Here is a 19,619-nt window from a genome sequence, read left to right on the forward strand (position 1 = left end):
ATAAATGGTAATAAATTACAAATAATCAAACCAATAATTGTTAAAAAGTAATATTGACAGAAAAATCTACGCCTACTATAATGAAAGTAACTTTACTGGTAATACCAGTTAAATGATATTACCAATAGAACGTGTCATACATATATAAGAAAGAGAGGTAAAAGAATGGACAAGTTAATTATCACCGCAACTGTAGACTCCAGTGCTTCTTATCCGGATAATCCCTACTGCCCCAGGATGGGGGATGTAAAGACAACGGCTGAAGAATATAACCGTGCAGTGGACGCAGGAGCCAGTATCTGCCATGTTCATGGGGTCCACTTTCTGGAGGATGAGATTCAGCCGGACGGAAGACAGCTTTCCGCCATAGATTTTGACGGATGGCAGGAGCTGAATGACCGCATAAAGGAACATGCGGATCCGGTAATTCAGTACGGGATAGCCAGCGCCCGGATGCCTGCGAAGGTGAAGCTTATGGATCAGAAGCCGGATATGATGTCTTACTGCTTTAATGCCCACGATGAATGCTTTCAGCCGAACCCGGACAAGCCTCCCAAGTGCACCTATGCGGTGCATCCTATCCAGGAACTGCGGGAATTTCTCACTGCATGCAATGAAAAGGGAGTAAAGCCGGAGATTGAGTCTTTTACCACAGGGGCTTTTTACAACATCGAAGCATTGAGAAAGGAAGGCCTGTTTAAAGAGGATGAACCAATCTGGACCACGTTATTTATTGCATGGCCCGGCGGCGCGTGGACACCGCCCACCCCTAAATCCCTCATTAACTTTGTAGATCATCTGCCTGCCAATGCCAATTTTAACGTGAGTGTTATGAGCTATGATGTAAATAAAAACTGGGAGATGCTGACCCAGGCAATTCTTCTTGGAGGCCATGTGAGAGTGGGCTGGGAGGATAATCCTTATATTGCTCCCGGAGAATATGCCAAAACCAATGCGCAGCTGGTAGAGAAAATCGCTTCCATCTCCCGGAGTCTTGGCAGAGATGTGGCAAGTCCTGACGAAGCTAGAAAGATTATTTTTGGAAAATAAGCAGACATAAATAGGATGCCAGACATGCAGAAACTACCCATGGTACTGTATGAAGGCATCCTATTGTGATTTTAGGAAAATGCACAAAAGGGAGGAATAGCAATGAAAGCAATGGTCCTGGAAAGCATGGAAAAAGGCGCCCATCTTACCAATGTGGAGCTTCCGGAGATAACAGAAAACGATGAGGTGATTCTGCAGATAAAAGCCTGCGGAGTCTGCGCCACAGATATTAAGGTTATGAAAGGCGATATTGAAACGAACGGAGTTCCCCGCATTTTGGGACATGAGCCTATGGGGATAGTGGTAAAGAAAGGAAGCGCTGTACACAACGTAAAAATCGGAGACCGGGTGGTAACTGCCACATATGTTACCTGCAAAAGCTGTAAATACTGCCGTACCGGACGGGAGACCCTGTGCGAACATGTATCGGCGAGGATAGGGATCACTATGGACGGGGCATTTGCCGAATATATGAAGATTAAGTGTCAGAATCTGGTAAGGGTTCCGGACGGGGTAAGGGACGAGGAAGCGGCAGTTATGCCCTGCGGCGCAGGGGTCCCATACCATGCGCTGGTTAAGCGGATCAAGCTGACTCCCATGGACCGGGTAATTGTTTTGGGAGTGGGAGGAGTGGGGATGCAGGCCCTGCAGCTTGCCGCCCTGTGCGGAGCGGAGACCGCAGCGGTTGATATAAACGAAGATAAGCTTGGGATGGCGAAGGATAACGGGGCGGCATATACCGTCAATTCCTCAGAGGAAGGGTACCTGGAAAAACTGCGGGCATGGGGGGAATGGAGCGTGCTGTTTGATACCACCGGATATCCCCCGGCAATTACAGACTGTGTCTCGGTTCTGGAAAGAGGAGCCAAGGTGGTTCTGGCGGGATACGGGAAGGAGAAATCCCTGAGCATTCCGCTGGCAGATATAGTGCTGAAGGAGCTGGAGATCTATGGCTCCAGAGGGGTCAGCATACAGGACATTGAGGAATTGATGTCCTTGGTAGAGAGGAAAAAGCTGCAGCCCGTTACCCATATATATCCGATGCAGAAAATTGAGCAGGTATTTGAGGATCTGCAGAGTAACAGGCTGACCGGACGTGCAGTGATCGTTCCGTAAAGGGCAGGGAAGGAAGGGAGAATATTGACAAACGAAAAGATACTGAAATTATACGAGCTTATGGTAACCAGCCGTCTGCTGGACGAGTTCTGTGAGAATGAATTTGTGAAAAAAGGGGTCAATCTCCGTCATTACCACTCGGGGATCGGACAGGAAGCTCTGTCTGTGGCAGGCGCGTTTGTTCTGCGGAAGACGGATTACCTCTATTATACCCACCGGGGTGTGGGTTCTCTTCTGGCAAAGGGAGTATCTCTGGAGGCGGTAATGCGTGATATGTTCTTTAAGACAGGGGGAACCAATGACGGAAGCGGCAGTGTCATGCATACCTATGCACCTGAGGTAGGGATTGTAGGAAGAAACGGGGTCTTTGGCTCCCGGTTTACCATTGCTGCCGGGCTTGCCCTGGCTGCGAAGGAGAGAAAGACAAAAACAGTAGCTTTGTGCTATTACGGGGAGGCGGCCGCCGCAAGAGGGATGTATTATGAGGCGCTGAATATGGCGGTGCTGTGGAAGCTCCCTGTGATTTATCTGGCAGAGAACAATGGATTTTCTGTCAGCTCAAGGACAGAGGAAGTGTATGCGCCCGGGAATATGTCTGATATGTGGAGAGGCTTTGATATCCCGGTGCTCCGGTTTGACGGCAACGATATGTTTGCTGTGGCAGAGGCTGTGGCGAACGCTGTCAGCCGGGCGCGTGAGGGAAAAGGCCCCAGTGTGCTGGAGGGGATTACCTACCGTATCTCTGAACATATTCCCTTCGAGGATCACTATGCATACCGGGAAGAGGCTGAGATAGAGGAATGGAGAGAAAAAGATCCCATCGCGAGGGCCCAAAAATCCTTAATCGGCATGGGGATCTGGAATATGGAGAAGGAGGAAGCCCTTTGTACCGAACTGAAGGGGCGGATCCGTGAACTCTATCAGAAGGCGGAAAAAGCACCTGTAACAGACCCCTCAGAAATATACCGGAAAGTATACTATAGGTGATCAGATAGGAGGTAGAACATGAGAGTAACACTGAGGGAAGGAATACGCAGAGTACTGTTTGAGGAAATGCAGAAAAACCAGGAAATGATCATGATGGGAGAGGCCTTCTATTACACAGGATCTCTGTTTTCAAAGGTGATCACGCCAAAGTTTCATCTTACTTATGGGAAGGAGCGCATCCTGGAATGTCCCGTGGCAGAGAACGGTATTATAGGCATTGCCTTTGGCGCGGCCCTGGCCGGCATGACAGTGGTTCCCGAAATCTGGGCGGCTGATTTTCTGCTGTGCGTGGGAAATGAGATTGTAAATGACATTCCAAAATGGAGATACCAGCACAGATACCGGGAACCTATCCACATGGTAATCCGGGCGCCTATGGGGCTCTTTTCCGCTGGGGGAGGGGGCCCGGAGCACAGTCAGTGTACGGAGGCCTGGCTCCATAATTCACCGGGCCTCACCATCGTCGCCCCCAGCACTGTGAAGGATGCCATGGGATTGCTGAGAGCCTCTTTAAAATGCGGAGATCCGGTGATTTTCCTGGAACACAGGCAGGTATACGACGTGGAGGAAGAGGTGGAGGACACCTATTTTGAGACAGAATTAGGAAAAGGAAGAATTGTGCGGGAGGGTAATGACATTACCATTGTCGCCTGGGGAATGATGGCATTGCGGGCAGCCGGGGCAGCAGACATACTGAAGGCCGAGGGAATCCAGGCGGAGGTGATAGACCCCAGAACAATTAAGCCTATGGATTATCAGATAATTCTGGAGTCTGTAAAAAGGACAGGGCGGCTGTTGGTAGCCGAGGAGTCTCCCAGAACAGGCAGCATTGCGGGAGAGATTATGACAAGAGTAGCAGAAAGCGGGACAGGTGCCCGGATGGCCCGCCTGACCATGCCGGATCTGCCGTACCACTATATTCCCGAATATGAGGCTTCTACGGTCCCCTCGGAGAAGGAAATTGCTGCCAAAGCCAGGGAACTGCTGGGGATGGCGTAGGCTTCCCGGAGGAAGAAAGGAAGTGACAGTATGCCGGTTTTAGAGGTGAAAGGGTTGAAAAAGCATTTTGCAGGGGTGCAGGCTTTAAACGGTGTAGACTTCGTTCTGAAAAAGGGGGAGGTCCATGCCCTGGTAGGGGAGAACGGCGCGGGAAAATCCACACTGATTAAATCTCTTACGGGAATCTACAGGCCGGACGGAGGAGAGATTCTTCTGGACGGAAAGCCCTATGCCCCTCAGCACCCAAGGGAGGCATTTGACCTGGGGATCAGTGTCATTCATCAGGAACTGAATCTGCTTCCTGAACTGGATGTGGCGGCCAATATTTTCATGGGAAATCTCCCCACAAAAAGGAATGGCCTGATTGACAAAAAGCGGATGTATGAGGAAGCAGGACATTATCTGGAACTGCTTGGGCTGGACTTTTCACCCAGGACAAAAATAAAAAAATTAAGTATTTCTCAGGCACAGATGGTAGAGATTGCAAAATCCCTGTCTCACAATGCGAAGATTATCTTTATGGACGAGCCTACCTCTTCCCTTAGTCCCACAGAACAGGAAAAGCTTTTTCAGGTGATCCGGGAGCTGAAGGAACGGGGGGTTTCTATCACCTATGTTTCCCACCGGCTGGAGGAAATTATGGATATCTGTGACCGTGTTACCATTCTCCGGGACGGACAGCTGGTTACATCTATGGATATAAAGGACACGAATATGGATGAAATCATCAACCGTATGGTGGGAAGAGACTTGTCTAACCGCTATCCCAAGATGCAGATCACGCCGGGAGAGACGCTTCTGGAGGTGAAGCATCTCTCCAAAAACAGTGTACTCCACGACATTTCCTTTTCTGCCAGAGCCGGTGAAATCCTGGGAATATCCGGGTTTGTGGGCGCAGGGAGAACGGAACTGGTGAGGGCTGTGTTCGGCGCAGATCCGGTGGACAGCGGTGAGATATGGATTGAGGGCAAAAAAGTCCAGATCCGAAATGTCACAGATGCTGTTAACCACGGAATCGCACTGCTGACGGAAGACCGGAAAAACCAGGGGCTGCTGCTGAATATGTCCATCAAAGACAATATCTCAGTCTCAGGGCTGAACTGCGTCAAAACAAAACAAAAATTTTTTAAGGGTCCTTTTGTGGATAAAAAAGCAGTCGCTGAGAATGCGAAGTATTATGTGGATGTAATCAAGATAAAGACCCCGTCTCTGAAGCAGCTTGTAAAAAATCTAAGCGGGGGAAACCAGCAGAAGGTGATATTGGGGAAATGGATGTCCGTAAATGCCAAAATTATTATCTTTGATGAGCCCACCAGAGGAATTGATATTGGAGCCAAGGCAGAGATTTATACCCTGATGGAACAGCTGGCGAAGGCGGGGGCGGCCATTATTATGATTTCCTCCGAATTGCCTGAGATTCTGAATATCAGTGATAGAATCCTGGTCATGCGGTATGGCCATATAACAGCCAGGCTGGCAGCCCGTGAGGCTACGGAGGAGCTTATCATTCATTACTGCGCAAAGGAGGTTAAAGATGAAAGCACAGCTTGAAAAAGAGAAAGCATGGGTAGGAAAGTATGTGAACAGATCCACGGTAAAGAACTTAAGTACTCTTTTTGCGCTGATCGCCATCTGGATAGCCCTGAGTATTGTATCACCGTATTTTCTGACCATCAGCAATTTCAGCAATATGTTTCTCCAGTCGGCAAATATTATGATCCTGGCCATTGGAATGACACTGATTCTCATCTCCGGCCAGATCGACCTGTCTCTGGGTTCTATAGAAGCGTTTGCCGGGGCCGTCATAGCCGTATTAAGTGTCAAATACCAGCTGCCTATATTCGCGGCACTGCTCATTGCCCTGTTGGTGGGAACCGTGTGCGGATTCGTTAACGGGTTCCTGGTATCCCGGTTTAATTTCCCTGCTTTTGTGGCCACCTTGAGTATGCAGGGCATTGCCAGAGGGCTTGCGCTGATTATCACAGGAGGAACCTCTGTTTATGGATTCCCTGACCTGTTTAAGTTTCTGGGCCAGGGTAAGATCGGGGCAGTTCCATTTCCGGTTATTATTTTCCTTATTCTGCTGGCCGTATTCGGAGTTGTTGTTAAATCCACGAAATTCGGCGTGAATTTGTTTGCAGTGGGAGGAAATGAGGAGGCGGCCGGCCTGTCCGGCATTGATGTAAAAAAAACAAAGATGCTGGTGTTTATTATATCAGGGACCTTAGCCGCACTGGCAGGCGTCATTGTTACCTCAAGACTGAATTCCGGACAGGCGACCATCGGAGAGGCAGATGTTATGGATACCATTGCGTCTGTAGTGATCGGGGGGACCTCCCTGAGCGGAGGCATAGGAAGCCTGAGAGGAACGGTTGTAGGTGTTATGATAACGATCTCAATCAGGAATGGACTGAATATCATCGGAGTCTCTGCCTATTGGCAGCAGGTATGTATCGGACTTATCATTATTGCGGCGATTCTCATTGATCAGTTCAGCAAAAAAGAGCGTTAGAGGTTAGGAGGAGAAAGATGAAAAGAAAACAAAGGAAGGGAAACAGATGGATATCTATACTTTTGGCAGCTTTAATGGCAGTGAGTATGCTTCCCGGCTGTGCAAAGCAGAAGACAGAAGCGGCAGAGACAAAGGGAGAAAGTAAGACGGGGGAGACGAAGCAGCCTGAGGACATTCGGCTGGGGATGATTGTGGGGGATCTGAGCAACCCATTCTTTCTGACAGTAAAAGAGGCGGCTGAGAAGCGGGCCGAAGATCTGGGTGTCTCCATTACAGTCCTGGGCTCTAAGACCATCGAGGAAAATGTAAAGGCGGGGGAGGATATGATCCAAACGAAGGTGGATGTTATGGCAATCACGCCATTTGACGCCACAGGCAATATTCCTCTGGTGGAATCCGCCAATGCGGCGGGAATCCCTGTGTTTACCATTGACTCCACCGTGGACGGAGGAGAGGTTGTCTCCTATATTGGCACGGACAATGAGCTGGGAGGAGAACTGGCCGGGGAATGGATGGCGGATAAAATCAACGGGAAAGGAAAGATTGCCATTATAGAAGGGGGCTCAGGCTCGTCCACCAATACTTACCGGCTGAAGGGATTCCGGGATGTCATCGATCAGTATCCGGAGATTGAGGTGGTGGCGTCTGTGGCGGCCAATTGGGCCAGAGACGAAGGGCTGAATGCCATGAGCGACATTATTGCCGGCAACCCGGACCTGGCGGCAGTAATGGCTATGAACGATGAGATGGCCCTTGGAGCGATGGAAGCGCTGAAGGCAGCCGGAAAGACGAAGGATGTTGTCCTGTGCGGGTACAACGGGGCGGCAGAAGCGATGCAGAATATATACCATGGGGATATGGCCGCAACTGTGGCCCAGTTTCCGGAAGAAATGGGAAGGATGTTCGTAGACGCCGCGTATGATATTGCAGCAAGGGGTGTCTACCCGGATACGGACCACCTGAAACCGCCTGTCTATATGGTAGATACCGTGTCAGCCAACAAAGCAATGGCTGCCATCACGGATACGGATATGAAGCTGGATTATACCACGTCGGTAAAAGCAGATAAAAGGTACCGTTTGGGGATGGTAGTAGGGGATTTAAGCAACCCGTTCTTCCTGTCCGTAAAAAACGGGGCCGAGGCAATGGCGGAGATTATGGGGGTTGATATCACAGTTCTCGGCTCTAAGACCATTGAGGAAAATGTAAAGGCCTCGGAGGATATGATCCAGACAAAGGTAGATGCCATAGCCATCACTCCCTTTGATGCGTCAGGAAATATCCCTGTAGTGGAGGCAGCCAATGAGGCTGGAATCCCTGTATTTACCATAGACTCTGATGTGGACGGAGGAGAGGTAGTGGCCTATATTGGAACCGACAATGTATTAGGCGGTGAGCTGGCCGGGCAATGGATGACGGAACAGATCGGCGGGAAAGGCAAAATTGCTGTTATAGAGGGCGGTTCAGGGTCATCCACGAATACAGACCGGCTAAAAGGCTTCCACAGCGTAATTGATCAATATCCCGATATAGAAGTGGCGGCATCCGTGGCGGCCAATTGGGCCAGAGATGAAGGCCTTAATGCCATGAGTGATATCATAGCCGGTAATCCGGACTTGTCGGCAGTAATGGCTATGAATGACGAGATGGCTATTGGCGCCATGGAAGCGCTGAAGGCTGCCAACAAGACAGAGGATGTGCTGCTGTGCGGATACAACGGGGCACTGGAGGCGATTCAGAACGTCTATAAGGGCGAGATGGCGGCAACCATTGTACAGTATCCGGAAGAGATGGGAAAGATGTTCGTTGAGAATGCGGTGCTGACCATACAGGGTACGCCCCCTGAGAACCGGCATATTAAGCCCCCCATACAGACAATGAGCACCGTGTATCTGGAGAAAATCTACGACTCTCTGCAGGAAAATTAGGAGGATGAACTATGGAGTATGCAAATCAGACACCGAGGATAGAAGCGGCCCAGGTGGCGCTGGGCAGGGAACCGGCGGATATGGTAATCACAGGGGGAACCCTGGTAAATGTGTATACCGGAGAATACTATCCTGCGGACATAGCTGTAAAAGGGACCCGCATCGCCTATGTTGGGGATGTGTCACATACAATCGGAGAACATACGAAGAGAATTGACGCGGCGGGATGCTACCTGTGTCCGGGAATGATTGAAACGCACCAGCACGTGGGGGGGTCACAGCTGACCATGACCGAATTTGCCAAGGCGGTGCTGGCCCACGGCACTACAGGCATCATCACAGATTTTTATGAGATAGGCATTGCCAGGGGAAAGAAGGCCATACGTTTCTGTCTGGATGAAATGAAAAAGACGCCCTTAAAACCCATTTATCAGGTTGCCTCACAAATCTACGTACAGAACGGACCCTTTGGAAATTCCGGGCAGGTGCCGGCGGAAGACTTATTTGAATTGCTCTCTTATCCGGAGTGCATAGGGATCAGTGAGTGGCCCGTGAGCATGATGACAGAGAAAGACGAGGTGGTGCTTAAGCTTCTGGAAGAGACGCTGCGCCAGGGCAAGAGGAACCTGGGTCATGACAGTGAGACCCCCGAAAAGACATTGCAGGCCTACTGCTGCCTTGGACATTCCTCCACCCATGAATGTGTGGAGATCAGTGAGGCCGTAGACCGGGCCAGACTGGGGCTTGCCATTATGACCCGCCAGGGCACGGCGGCCAGGGACATTGACAATATGAGCAGAACCCTTGTGGAAAGGAAACTGGACTCCAGCAGCTTTATGATCTGCACAGATGAGGAAGAGGTTGCGGAGCTGTACTCCCTGGGACACCTGGACTATAAAGTCAGGGGGATGATTGAGAGAGGCGTGGATCCCATGACCGCAGTTCAGATGGCGAGCATCCGTGCAGCCAGATATGCGGGGGTTGATGATGATATGGGGGGAATCGCACCGGGCAGAATCGCTGATATTCTGATTGTTACGGATCTCCCGCGGTTTGCCATTGATACTGTGATTGCCAACGGAGAGATTGCAGCGGTCAACTACAGGTATACGGGAAGCATGCAGGCACCGGTATATCCGGATTTTGCCTATCAAACCGTACAGCTTCCAAAGAAGGTTATGTGCGCCGGGGATTTTGCTGTTGACGCACCCCGGAAGACAGGGACTGCAAAGGTGCATGTGATTGGCCAGAGAAACGGGCTTTTGGTTACGGAAGCGAGAACAGCAGTTCTTTCTGTGGAGAACGGGAAAGTTCTGGCGGACAGAGGGCAGGATATCCTCAAGGTGGCTAAAGTTGACCGGTATCAAACCTCCCGGAAATGGGGTGTGGGTTTTGTCCAGGGCTTTGGTCTGAAGGAGGGCGCGATGGGCAATACCTGGAACGGACAAAAGGAAGACATTTTTATCGTCGGTGCCTGTGATCAGGATATGGCAGTGGTAGCCAACCGGCTCCAGGAGCTGGGCGGCGGTTTTGTGGCGGCCTGTCACGGAGAAGTGGTGGCTGAGGTAGCCCTTCCATTGTTCGGGCTGCTGTCAGAAAAAACCTTCGAGGAATTGGTTGCGGAGGTCCTCGGGTTTAACAAAGTAATCAGGGACATGGGCTGTACATTTGACGGCCCTATGACTCAATTGGCTCTCATGGGTGTTCCTGTTGAGATTGGAACACTGAAAATGTCAGAGTTCGGACTTGTGGATGTATGGGAAGGCAAGCTGATTGATGTGGTTATAGAGTAAGCCATGCAGTTCCACTCCATCCGGGTATCCCTTGAAAGCGGGAGAGTATTTCTTACCTAAAGGCAGCATACAGGAAGTGCGGGGACAGCTTGCACTTGCGGTGAAATATGGTAATATTGTCAGTGTAGCCATAATTCAGCAAGCGGGAAGTCCGCCTGCCTGCCGTTTTACCATAATATAATAACAGTAGAGGAGAAAAGAAATATGGGGAGCCTGGATGGAAACCGAAAAGCAAATATTGTAGCAAACGAAATCATTGATTTAATTCTAAAATCAGATATGAAGCCGGGGGACAAGCTGCCTTCTGAGAGGGAACTGGCACAGCGGTTCGGCGTGGGGCGGCCATCTGTGAGAGAGGCGGTAAGCGCACTGGTGATTTCGGGAATTATCGACATTCACCAGGGAGACGGACTGTACGTTTCCGATCTGGATGTAGATAAATTAATGATGCCCTTCCGCCTCTGTATGGATCTGGGGAAGTTTAATTATGAACAGCTAATGGAGATACGGGAATTATTTGAACCTGCCGCGGCTGAGATGGCAGCGCGGCTGATAACCGATGAGCAGATTGAAGAGGTGGAGGCCATTGTGCGCAATTCCAACCTGGAGAATCCGTACAGCTTTGCGGAGGATGACAGAAAACTGCACACCACAATCTTTAAGGCCACGGGGAATTATTTGTTTTTACTTATTATGCAGATCGTGGATAATCTGGCGTCTCTGAGCAGAGAGGTAACGGGACGCTACTTAGAAGTGAGGAAGGTTGTCCATCAGGATCATATCAGAATCGTCCAGGCACTTCAGAAACGGGATGAAAAAGCTGCCGGAGAGTATATGAAGCAGCACATTGAGCATATTAGAATGATCATGGATCTCAACGAGGATGTTTTTAAGTCGGAATTCCTGAAGGTAATCCAAAATATGGACAGTGTAGACTTAAAAGTGGATCCGTAAGTGTACCGGAAGCATAAGTGCCTGGCAGATTGGAAAGTCAGGTGAACGCATGAAAATTTTAGATTTTCATATTCATATATCTGAAGATACAGCGATTGAGGAAGTTCTGTCCTTTCTGGACCGTCTGCAGATGGATCGGGGAGCTATACTGGCTACAGACCACGGCCCCCAGGGAATTGAGCGCGGGACTAACGTATCCTGGAGGAAGGCCGCGAATCTGGCAGAGGCCTCCGGCGGACGTCTGTACGCAGTGGGATCCGTTCATCCGGACAGGGTCAAGAATCCGGCTGAGGAGCTTAAGACTATGCTTGAGGCGGGGGTAAAAGGCTGTAAGCTTTATCCCCACAGCGGCTTTTACCCAAATGACCGGCGGCTGGATGAAATGTATGCTTTGGCCCAGGATAGAGAAGTTCCGGTACTGATTCATACAGGGATAAAGGCTCATTGGTTTCAGCAGATGAGGTATAATGAGCCTATCTATATTGACGATATCGCGGTACGGTTTCCGGGACTGCACGTTGTAATAATGCACGCCGGCTATCCTTGGGTGGAGGAAGCGCTTCTTGTGGCAAAGATGAATGAGAATGTTATCATTGATCTTACTTTTTTAGATGTTCTGGAATATACCTTTGCCCCAGGCCTCACAGAGTTTGTGCTCCGACGCTGTATGCACAGCTTAGGGGACCAGAAACTTGTCTGGGGTTCTGAGGGCGAGCGGCTTGGACTGAGCGCCTTTGAGGACAAGGGAGCTGACCGTGTGAAGGAGTATCTGAATAGAATAAAAGGCATGGACTTTATATCTGCAGGCAGTCTGGACAGGATTCTATATGAAAATGCAGCCAGACTGCTGCACGTGTAGGAGGATAGGATATGAATTTTAGCGGGAAGATTGTAGTAATCACAGGATCCGGAGTGGGGATTGGCAGGGCCGCGGCTATCAGGTTTGCTGAGCTTGGAGCCAAGGTTGTGGTAAACGGGCGGTCTGAGGCCCATGGCCGGGAAACCTGCAGGCGGATTATTGAGGCAGGGGGTGTCTGTACCTTTGTACAGGCAGATGTCTCTGAGGCGGCAGGGGCGGAAAAACTGATCCGACAGGCGGTACAAATCTATGGAAGAGTTGATATACTAGTTAATAATGCCGGGGTGGTACTGCCCGGAAACGTGGAAACCGTCTCAGAGAAAGATTGGGACACCTCCATGGATGTCAATGCCAAGAGCTGTTATCTGGTATCTAAGTATGCGGTAGATGTCATGCGGCAGAGCGGAGGGGGAGTGATTGTCAACAACGCTTCCGCTGTAGCTGTAAAGGGAGTCAGAGACAGAGCCGCATATGCAGCCTCCAAGGGAGCTGTGGTGGCCCTTTCCCGATCCATAGCAGCTGATTACATAAAGGAGAATATCCGCTGCAACTGCATATGTCCGGGAACAACGGAAACACCATCCCTGGAGGAGCGTATCGCCGTGTTTGAGGATCCCAAGGCAGCCAGGGAGGACTTTATTGCCAGACAGCCCATGGGCCGGTTAGGGAAGGATACGGAGATTGCGGAGGCAATCGTATTTGCTGCATGCGAAGAGGCAGCATTTGTAAATGGTGCGGTGATTATGGCGGATGGCGGAATGACAATTTAAAAAGAAAAATACTGAAAAAGGCCCCTCGCAGAGATGCACGGCCTTTTTCTGAAACTGATATCATCCTACGTACTATAGTCAATATTGACCAATAATCATTCCCAGGTTTAGAAAGAATGCATGAACTTTTCGGAATCCGACAAAAGATGTTGTAAAACCTCATAAAATCGGGTAAGATAGATTGTATAAAAACGGATACAGTATACAAAGTACATGCGAAATACAAGGAGAGACACATGCGATTAAGAGCCTTGGCAAAGATAAATTTGGGGTTGGATGTAGTGCGACGCCGGGAGGATGGTTATCATGAAGTCCGTATGGTAATGCAGACCATTAATATGTACGATCAGCTGGACATAAAGCGGAAAAAAGCACCCGGGATTGTACTGACAACGAATCTGCCCTATATTCCCACAAATGAAAATAATCTTGTTTACAAAGCATCCAGGCTTCTTCTGGAGGAGTTCAATATTCATGACGGTTTGGTGATCAATCTCAGGAAATTCATACCGGTGGCAGCAGGTATGGCCGGAGGAAGTTCAGACGCGGCAGCGGCAATGGTGGGGGTCAACCGTATATTCCGCTTGGGCTTGTCCCAGCAGGAGCTGATGGAGCGGGCAGTTGCCATAGGAGCAGACGTGCCCTACTGTATAATGAGAGGAACCGCCCTGGCGGAAGGGATTGGAGAGAGGTTATCGGTTCTGCCTCCCATGCCCAAATGCTACGTTTTAATTGGAAAGCCGGGGATCAGCGTTTCCACGAAGTTCGTATATGAAAATCTGCATGCTAACGACCTTGCCTGGCATGCGGACATAGATGGTCTGGTGGAGGGACTGCATAGGAAGGACTTAAGGAACATTGCGGGAAAGATGGAGAATGTACTGGAGACAGTAACGATTCCAAACTATCCGGTGATTCAGGAGATTAAGAATCATATGAAGAGCCACGGCGCTCTAAACGCAATGATGAGCGGAAGCGGACCCACGGTCTTCGGACTGTTTGACAATGATAAGACAGCCAGAAATGCATGCCGGCAGCTGAAGAAGAGCAGACTGGCGAAACAGGTATTTCTGACGACCATTTTTAACAATGGAAATGGAGGAAACTACGCATGACAAATGATTTCCAGATGCATATGGACGAGTATCTGCCTTTGCGTGATGTCGTATTTAATACTCTCAGAGAGGCTATTCTCACAGGACAGCTGAAACCGGGAGAGCGTCTGATGGAGATATCCCTGGCCAACCGCCTGGGGGTCAGCAGAACCCCTATCCGGGAAGCGATCCGCAAGCTGGAACTGGAAGGACTTGTTATTATGATACCCCGGAAGGGGGCAAAAGTAGCCTCCATCACAGAGCGGGAACTCAATGATGTTCTGGAAGTACGGATGGGCCTGGAGGAGCTGGCAATCAAGCTGGCCTGCAGCCGAATGGGGAATGAGTCCATAGAAAAGCTGAAGGAAATCTCAGACAGGTTTGCCTCTCTGATGGAAACAGACGATCTGACGGCCCTTGCCCAGGCAGATGTAGAATTCCATGAGACCATATACAGCGGGACCAACAACCGCCGCCTGGTGCAGATCCTGAGTAATCTTCGGGAGCAGATGTACCGGTACCGGGTAGAGTATCTGAAGGATGCAAAGGCCAGGAGAACCCTGATTACAGAGCATGAAGCAATCTACCGGGCGGTTAAGGCCCGGGATGAGGAGGCGGCACTTATGGAGGTTAAAAAGCATATTGCGAACCAGCAGAAGGCCATTATCCGAAGTCTGCATTTAAAAGAATAGAATAAAAAGGTAAATTTTGCACATGATAAGAGAGATACCCAGATACGGGTATTTCTCTTATTTTTTTACGAGGAGGCGGAAGATGTCAACAGTAAGTGATATTTCCATGCATATACAGGAAAATGAAGAATACATCCGCAGCCGGTGTGAGAACTGCGACGATATCATCATACGCCCTATGCTTCTGGGTGATGAAAAAAAGGTGCGCTGTCTGGTAGTATATATAGAAGTTGCTGTAAGCAATATGATGCTGGAAGAGTCTGTGATCGGTAAACTCATCAACCATATGTGGGAGATGCCCAGGGACCAGATTCTGGAGTTTGTAGAGGACAACGGGCTGGGAATCTCAGATGTAAAAACGTTGGATACCATGAAGGAGGCATTCGACGCTATGCTGGCCGGAAATGCCATATTTTTTCTGGACGGCTATCCCCATGCCATAAAGATTTCCAGCAAGGGCTATCCGGACAGAGGCGTCCAGGAGGCGGAAGCGGAGAAGGTACTGAGGGGATCGAACGAGGGATTCGGAGATGCGGTGAAAGCCAACTCAGCGCTGGTAAGAAAGCGTCTCAGGGACACCCGTATGAAAGTCAAGCAGACCAGTGTGGGAGTCAGATCCAATACAGTGGTGCAGCTTCTATACGTGGAGGATCTTATTGATCCCGGCCTCCTAAAGGAGATTGAACAACGCCTGGAGTCCTTTGAAATTGACGGGGTAACGGACAGCGGCATTATAGAACAGCTTACAGAAGAGGTCTGGTATTCTCCGTTTCCCCAGTTTCAGACAACAGAGCGCCCGGACAAGGCGGCTATGGAGCTGTTAAACGGACGTATACTTTTGCTGTGCGATAACTCACCTGTGGGACTGCTGCTCCCCACCACGTACAACAGTTTCCTTCAGGTAAGTGAGGACTGGTATAACCGATTTGCGCTGGTGAGCTTTCTGCGCATTCTCCGGTATCTTGCAGTGGTGCTGACCATGCTCCTCTCCGCCACGTACCTTGCCATGACAAACTTTCATACCCAGGTGCTTCCCACCAATCTGATGCTGGCATTTGCAGAGTCCAGACAGGGGGTGCCGTTTCCCAGCATGCTGGAGGTCATCCTTATGGAAGTGGCTTTTGAGATGATACGCGAGGCCGGGATACGGATGCCCGGACCACTGGGAGGTACCATAGGAATCGTCGGAGGCCTTATTATCGGACAGGCGGCTGTGGAGGCCAACCTGGTAAGCCCCATGGTAGTTGTTGTAGTGGCCATTACAGCCTTAAGTTCACTGGCCATTCCAAACGAGGAATTCTCAGCACCCTTCCGTTTGATTAAATATGGCATGATCGTCCTGGGGGGGACTCTGGGTGTCTATGGCATTGCCCTTGGACTCTATCTGGTAATCAGTCATCTGGCAGGGCTTACAACCTTTCATATTCCTTATCTTATGCCTTTTGTGGCCACTAAAAAGGAGAGATTCCGCGGGGAGAAGGACGGCATCCTGAGGGCACCTATCTGGTGGCTGCGCAGACGTCCTATTTACGCCAGACAAGAAGAAAAAATCAGACTTCGCAGAAGGGAGAACAAGTAAGATGTTCGCAGACAATCAGAAAATATCTCACCGCCAGCTTTTCAGGCAGCTGGTTATGAGCTTTTTGGGTATCTATCTTCTGTGCATTCCCGGATGGCAGTCCCTGGAGGGGCGCCGGGGAGTACTGTGTGTAGGGATCGGTCTTCTTTTCCTTTTCTTTTATATCATTTATCTGGTGCGTTTGAATCATTCCTATACCAATCTCGATAAGACATTCGGAAAGATCGGAGGGCGGATTATTGTTCTGGTATATCTCTCCTATCTGGTCTTTACCGGGATCTTTCTTCTCCGCATCATCGCAGCGGTGGTAGCGCGCTTTCTTGTGACAGGCGCCAATGCGGTGATGGTTATGGGGCTGGCAGTGGTCTTCTGCTATCTGGGCAGCGGCCAGGGCCTGGAGCGCCGGGGCCGGATGGCAGAGGCTGTCTTTCCCCTGGTGGTAGGGGCGCTGTTTCTTATGTTTTTTCTGGCCCTCAGCAAGGTAAATTTAGGATATCTGCAGCAGAGTGCTTCTGTCAGCTGGCCCCAGCTGGGCTGGGGAAGCTATGGGATCTTCTGTGCCTTTGCCCCTTTGATCCTGATTCCTTTTACTCTGGGGACGGTTCAGAAGCCGTCCAGCGCCCACGGGGTCATAATAGGAGCAGTGGGACTTTTGGGCGGAATTCTGTCCCTGACCTTTATCCTTCTGCAGGGGACCTTTGGTCTGCCCGGTCTGCTTTACAAATCCTTTCCCATGATAGATTTGATGTCAGGGGTTAATATACCCGGAGATTTTCTGGAGCGCGTGGATGTATTCTGGATCATATTTCTGATGTTCAGTGTACTATTTGCTCTGGGAAGTGTGTTTTTTTACCAGAATGAGCTCTTGTCCCGGGTACACTGGGAAAAGGGAAGGCTGTTTGCAGCGTTTCTGGTGCTGGCAGGGGGGCTTGTCTGTGCGCATATGGGCGTGTCGGCCAGATACTACGGCCAGATTCTGGAGAGGTATTACATCCCTGTGTTTCTGCTAATCAGCCTGATTGCCGGGCTGCGGCTGGGAAAGAACGAGAAAAAGGCAAAGTGGGGTAAGGCACTCATAGGGATTCTGGGACTCATCCTTTTGTTCTTTCTGAATGGATGCTGCGGTGTAGAGCCAGAAAACCGGGCTTTTCCCCTCATCGTGAGCATTGACTACACAGACGGGGAATATAAAGTAATCTACGGAATTCCGGATCTGTCTAATACCACAGGCCAGGGAAAGAAAGAGGAATCCGGCAGTCAGGAGCCGCGGGTTACTGTCTATACCGGGGCATCCATCAGGGAAATAGAAGAAGAGTTCGACAAAAGTCAGAAAAATTATCTGGACCTGGGGCACGTGAAGGCATTTATGCTGGGAGACGGGCTGATGGAAAATAAGGAGGCATTTACGAAATGCCTTGCCTATCTGGAAAACAACCCGACAATTGCGGGGAGCATCAAAGTATTCCAAAGCAGCCAGGTGGAAGAGGCAATGTCCCTGAACGGAAATGAGATTGATTCTCTGGGGGAATACCTCATAGGAATACTGGAAAATAAGCCGAACCCAGACAGAAAGGCCCAGGTCACCATACAGAAATTCTACAATGCCTGGCATAACCAGGAGGAGTTCCCCAAGGTACCCAGAGTAAATGTGAGGGGAACCCAGGTGTACCTTGAATAGACCCAGGATAAATGGAAATACTCCTAATACAAAGTTATTAGGAGGTACATAAAATGAAAATCACGGCAAACCGTAAGAGATATATCATAGCAGCTGCCCTTACCCTGGGCGTTTTGGGAGGAATTCTGGCTGCTTCCTTTACCGCCCGGGCCCAGGAAGAAACGCCCCGTCAGATCCAGCAGGGGATTGCTAAAGAGATCATTCGGTTCCATGTCCTTGCCAACAGCGACAGTGAGGAGGATCAGGGACTGAAAATCAAGGTGAAAAACAGAGTAGTAGAGTATCTGCACGAGCTTTTAGGCGATGACACCACCCTGGAAGAGACCAGGGAAGCAATCGTTTCTCATATGGAGGAAATTCGGGACATCTCCAGGGAAGTGATCAGGAGAGAAGGGTATGCGTATCCAGTGACGGCCGGGCTTACAACGGCTTATTTCCCTGAAAAAACATATGGGGACTGTACCTTTCCGCCGGGGGAATACGAGGCGCTTCAGATTAAAATTGGAGAGGCAGAGGGACATAACTGGTGGTGTGTTCTTTACCCCAGCCTGTGCTTTGTAGATGATACCCATGGAGTGGTCACAGAGGAGAAAAAAGAGGAATTGAAGAACGTTCTTACAGAAGAGGAATATGATACAATCACAGATACCCCGAGGATTAAAATTACATTTAAGTGGCTCCCCCACTGATAATTTCCGCTTGAATTCTCCCTTCAGTGAGAGTAGAATAGAACAATGTATAAAACCTTAGCCTGAGGCCAGGCTAATAAATGATGGAGAAAGAATATGAGCCAAAAGAACTACGCACCCATAGGAGTATTTGACTCAGGAGTAGGCGGGCTGACTGTGGCAAGGGAAATCATGCGGAATCTGCCCAATGAAAAAATTGTATATTTCGGTGATACCGCTAGAGTTCCCTATGGGAATAAATCAAGAGAAGCTGTCCTGCGCTATTCCCGCCAGATTATCCGTTTTCTGATGACCCAGGATGTAAAAGCTATTGTTGTGGCCTGCAATACAGCCAGCGCCATGGCTCTTGAGACCATAAGAGAAGAGATCGATATTCCTATAATCGGAGTGGTAAAGCCCGGGGCCAGAGTGGCGGCCCAGGTGACGCGGAACCATAAGATAGGAGTGATCGGGACCAGGGCTACGATTAACAGCTGCATCTATAAGGAGTTTATTCAACGGCAGAACCCTGAGATTGAGGTAATTGGAAAGGCCTGTCCGCTGCTGGTACCTTTGGTAGAGGAAGGATGGCTGAAGGACACCGTGACAGTGGAGGTGGCAAAGCGTTATCTGGAACCTCTTTTGATGCAGGATATCGATACCCTGATACTGGGATGTACCCACTATCCTTTGCTGCGATCTGTGATGCGGGAGCTGGTGGGAGAAAAAGTCACGCTGGTGAATCCGGCGTATGAAACTGCAAAGGACTTGCAGAGGCTTCTGGAAGAGAGAGGTCTGGCAAGCCCCGGGAAGGAGGAAGCTGAATTCCCCTACCGCTTCTATGCCAGCGATTCTGTGCAGCAGTTTAAAGACTTTGCGAATTCCATACTTCCTTATGATGTGAGTATGACAAAGCAGATTACTATTGAGGAGTACTAAA

Annotated in this window: 17 protein-coding genes; all 17 read left to right on the forward strand. The window is 49.8% G+C overall.

Annotated features, from left to right (window positions below):
* The first annotated feature begins 165 nt into the window (after positions 1-165).
* The 17 genes from ACGHCT_RS02885 to murI all read left to right on the forward strand — a co-directional run bounded on the left by ACGHCT_RS02885 (position 166) and on the right by murI (position 19,618).
* Positions 166-1,050: a 3-keto-5-aminohexanoate cleavage protein gene (locus tag ACGHCT_RS02885; protein WP_072854382.1), complete on the forward strand. Its 885-nt coding sequence runs from the start codon at positions 166-168 to the stop codon at positions 1,048-1,050.
* A 102-nt stretch (positions 1,051-1,152) separates the two neighbouring features.
* Positions 1,153-2,166, forward strand: coding sequence for an alcohol dehydrogenase catalytic domain-containing protein (locus tag ACGHCT_RS02890; protein ID WP_390438104.1), 1,014 nt, complete (start codon positions 1,153-1,155; stop codon positions 2,164-2,166).
* Between the two features lie 24 nt (positions 2,167-2,190).
* Complete coding sequence (locus ACGHCT_RS02895) at positions 2,191-3,153, forward strand: thiamine pyrophosphate-dependent dehydrogenase E1 component subunit alpha (protein WP_390438106.1); 963 nt, start codon at positions 2,191-2,193, stop codon at positions 3,151-3,153.
* 18 nt (positions 3,154-3,171) lie between these two features.
* Entirely contained in the window at positions 3,172-4,152 is a 981-nt protein-coding gene (locus ACGHCT_RS02900) for an alpha-ketoacid dehydrogenase subunit beta (protein ID WP_390438108.1), read from the forward strand.
* 30 nt (positions 4,153-4,182) lie between these two features.
* Positions 4,183-5,703, forward strand: a complete 1,521-nt coding sequence (locus ACGHCT_RS02905) for a sugar ABC transporter ATP-binding protein (protein ID WP_390438111.1) — start codon at positions 4,183-4,185, stop codon at positions 5,701-5,703.
* Positions 5,687-6,664, forward strand: coding sequence for an ABC transporter permease (locus ACGHCT_RS02910; protein ID WP_390438113.1), 978 nt, complete (start codon positions 5,687-5,689; stop codon positions 6,662-6,664). Before ACGHCT_RS02905 ends, ACGHCT_RS02910 begins: the two co-directional genes overlap by 17 nt.
* A 17-nt stretch (positions 6,665-6,681) precedes the next feature.
* Positions 6,682-8,592, forward strand: a complete 1,911-nt coding sequence (locus tag ACGHCT_RS02915) for a sugar ABC transporter substrate-binding protein (protein ID WP_390438115.1) — start codon at positions 6,682-6,684, stop codon at positions 8,590-8,592.
* An 11-nt stretch (positions 8,593-8,603) separates the two neighbouring features.
* Positions 8,604-10,385 (forward strand): adenine deaminase C-terminal domain-containing protein, encoded by a 1,782-nt coding sequence (locus tag ACGHCT_RS02920; RefSeq protein WP_390438117.1) that lies wholly within the window; start codon positions 8,604-8,606, stop codon positions 10,383-10,385.
* A gap of 204 nt (positions 10,386-10,589) precedes the next feature.
* A complete protein-coding gene (locus ACGHCT_RS02925) occupies positions 10,590-11,339 on the forward strand; it encodes a FadR/GntR family transcriptional regulator (RefSeq protein ID WP_390438119.1) in 750 nt (249 codons plus the stop codon).
* Positions 11,340-11,388: 49 nt separating this feature from the next.
* Positions 11,389-12,198 carry an amidohydrolase family protein gene (locus ACGHCT_RS02930; RefSeq protein WP_390438121.1) on the forward strand — a complete coding sequence of 270 codons (810 nt, stop codon included), beginning with the start codon at positions 11,389-11,391 and terminating at the stop codon, positions 12,196-12,198.
* Between the two features lie 11 nt (positions 12,199-12,209).
* Positions 12,210-12,968 carry an SDR family NAD(P)-dependent oxidoreductase gene (locus ACGHCT_RS02935; protein WP_072854372.1) on the forward strand — a complete coding sequence of 253 codons (759 nt, stop codon included), beginning with the start codon at positions 12,210-12,212 and terminating at the stop codon, positions 12,966-12,968.
* A 185-nt stretch (positions 12,969-13,153) separates the two neighbouring features.
* Positions 13,154-14,083, forward strand: coding sequence for a 4-(cytidine 5'-diphospho)-2-C-methyl-D-erythritol kinase (ispE, locus tag ACGHCT_RS02940; RefSeq protein ID WP_256281052.1), 930 nt, complete (start codon positions 13,154-13,156; stop codon positions 14,081-14,083).
* A complete protein-coding gene (locus ACGHCT_RS02945) occupies positions 14,080-14,754 on the forward strand; it encodes a GntR family transcriptional regulator (RefSeq protein WP_154256960.1) in 675 nt (224 codons plus the stop codon). Before ispE ends, ACGHCT_RS02945 begins: the two co-directional genes overlap by 4 nt.
* An 82-nt stretch (positions 14,755-14,836) precedes the next feature.
* Positions 14,837-16,333 carry a spore germination protein gene (locus tag ACGHCT_RS02950; RefSeq protein WP_154256959.1) on the forward strand — a complete coding sequence of 499 codons (1,497 nt, stop codon included), beginning with the start codon at positions 14,837-14,839 and terminating at the stop codon, positions 16,331-16,333.
* Position 16,334: 1 nt separating this feature from the next.
* Positions 16,335-18,011 (forward strand): GerAB/ArcD/ProY family transporter, encoded by a 1,677-nt coding sequence (locus tag ACGHCT_RS02955; protein ID WP_390438125.1) that lies wholly within the window; start codon positions 16,335-16,337, stop codon positions 18,009-18,011.
* A gap of 53 nt (positions 18,012-18,064) precedes the next feature.
* On the forward strand, positions 18,065-18,700 hold the full coding sequence (gene spoIIR / locus ACGHCT_RS02960; RefSeq protein WP_154256957.1) for a stage II sporulation protein R: 636 nt from the start codon (positions 18,065-18,067) through the stop codon (positions 18,698-18,700).
* Positions 18,701-18,796: 96 nt separating this feature from the next.
* The gene (gene murI, locus ACGHCT_RS02965) at positions 18,797-19,618 is read left to right on the forward strand and encodes a glutamate racemase (protein WP_154256956.1); all 822 of its coding nucleotides are present in this window, start codon (positions 18,797-18,799) and stop codon (positions 19,616-19,618) included.
* Position 19,619 lies beyond the last annotated feature (1 nt).

It is taken from the genome of Lactonifactor longoviformis (assembly GCF_042848515.1).
Lineage (GTDB): Bacteria > Bacillota > Clostridia > Lachnospirales > Lachnospiraceae > Lactonifactor > Lactonifactor longoviformis.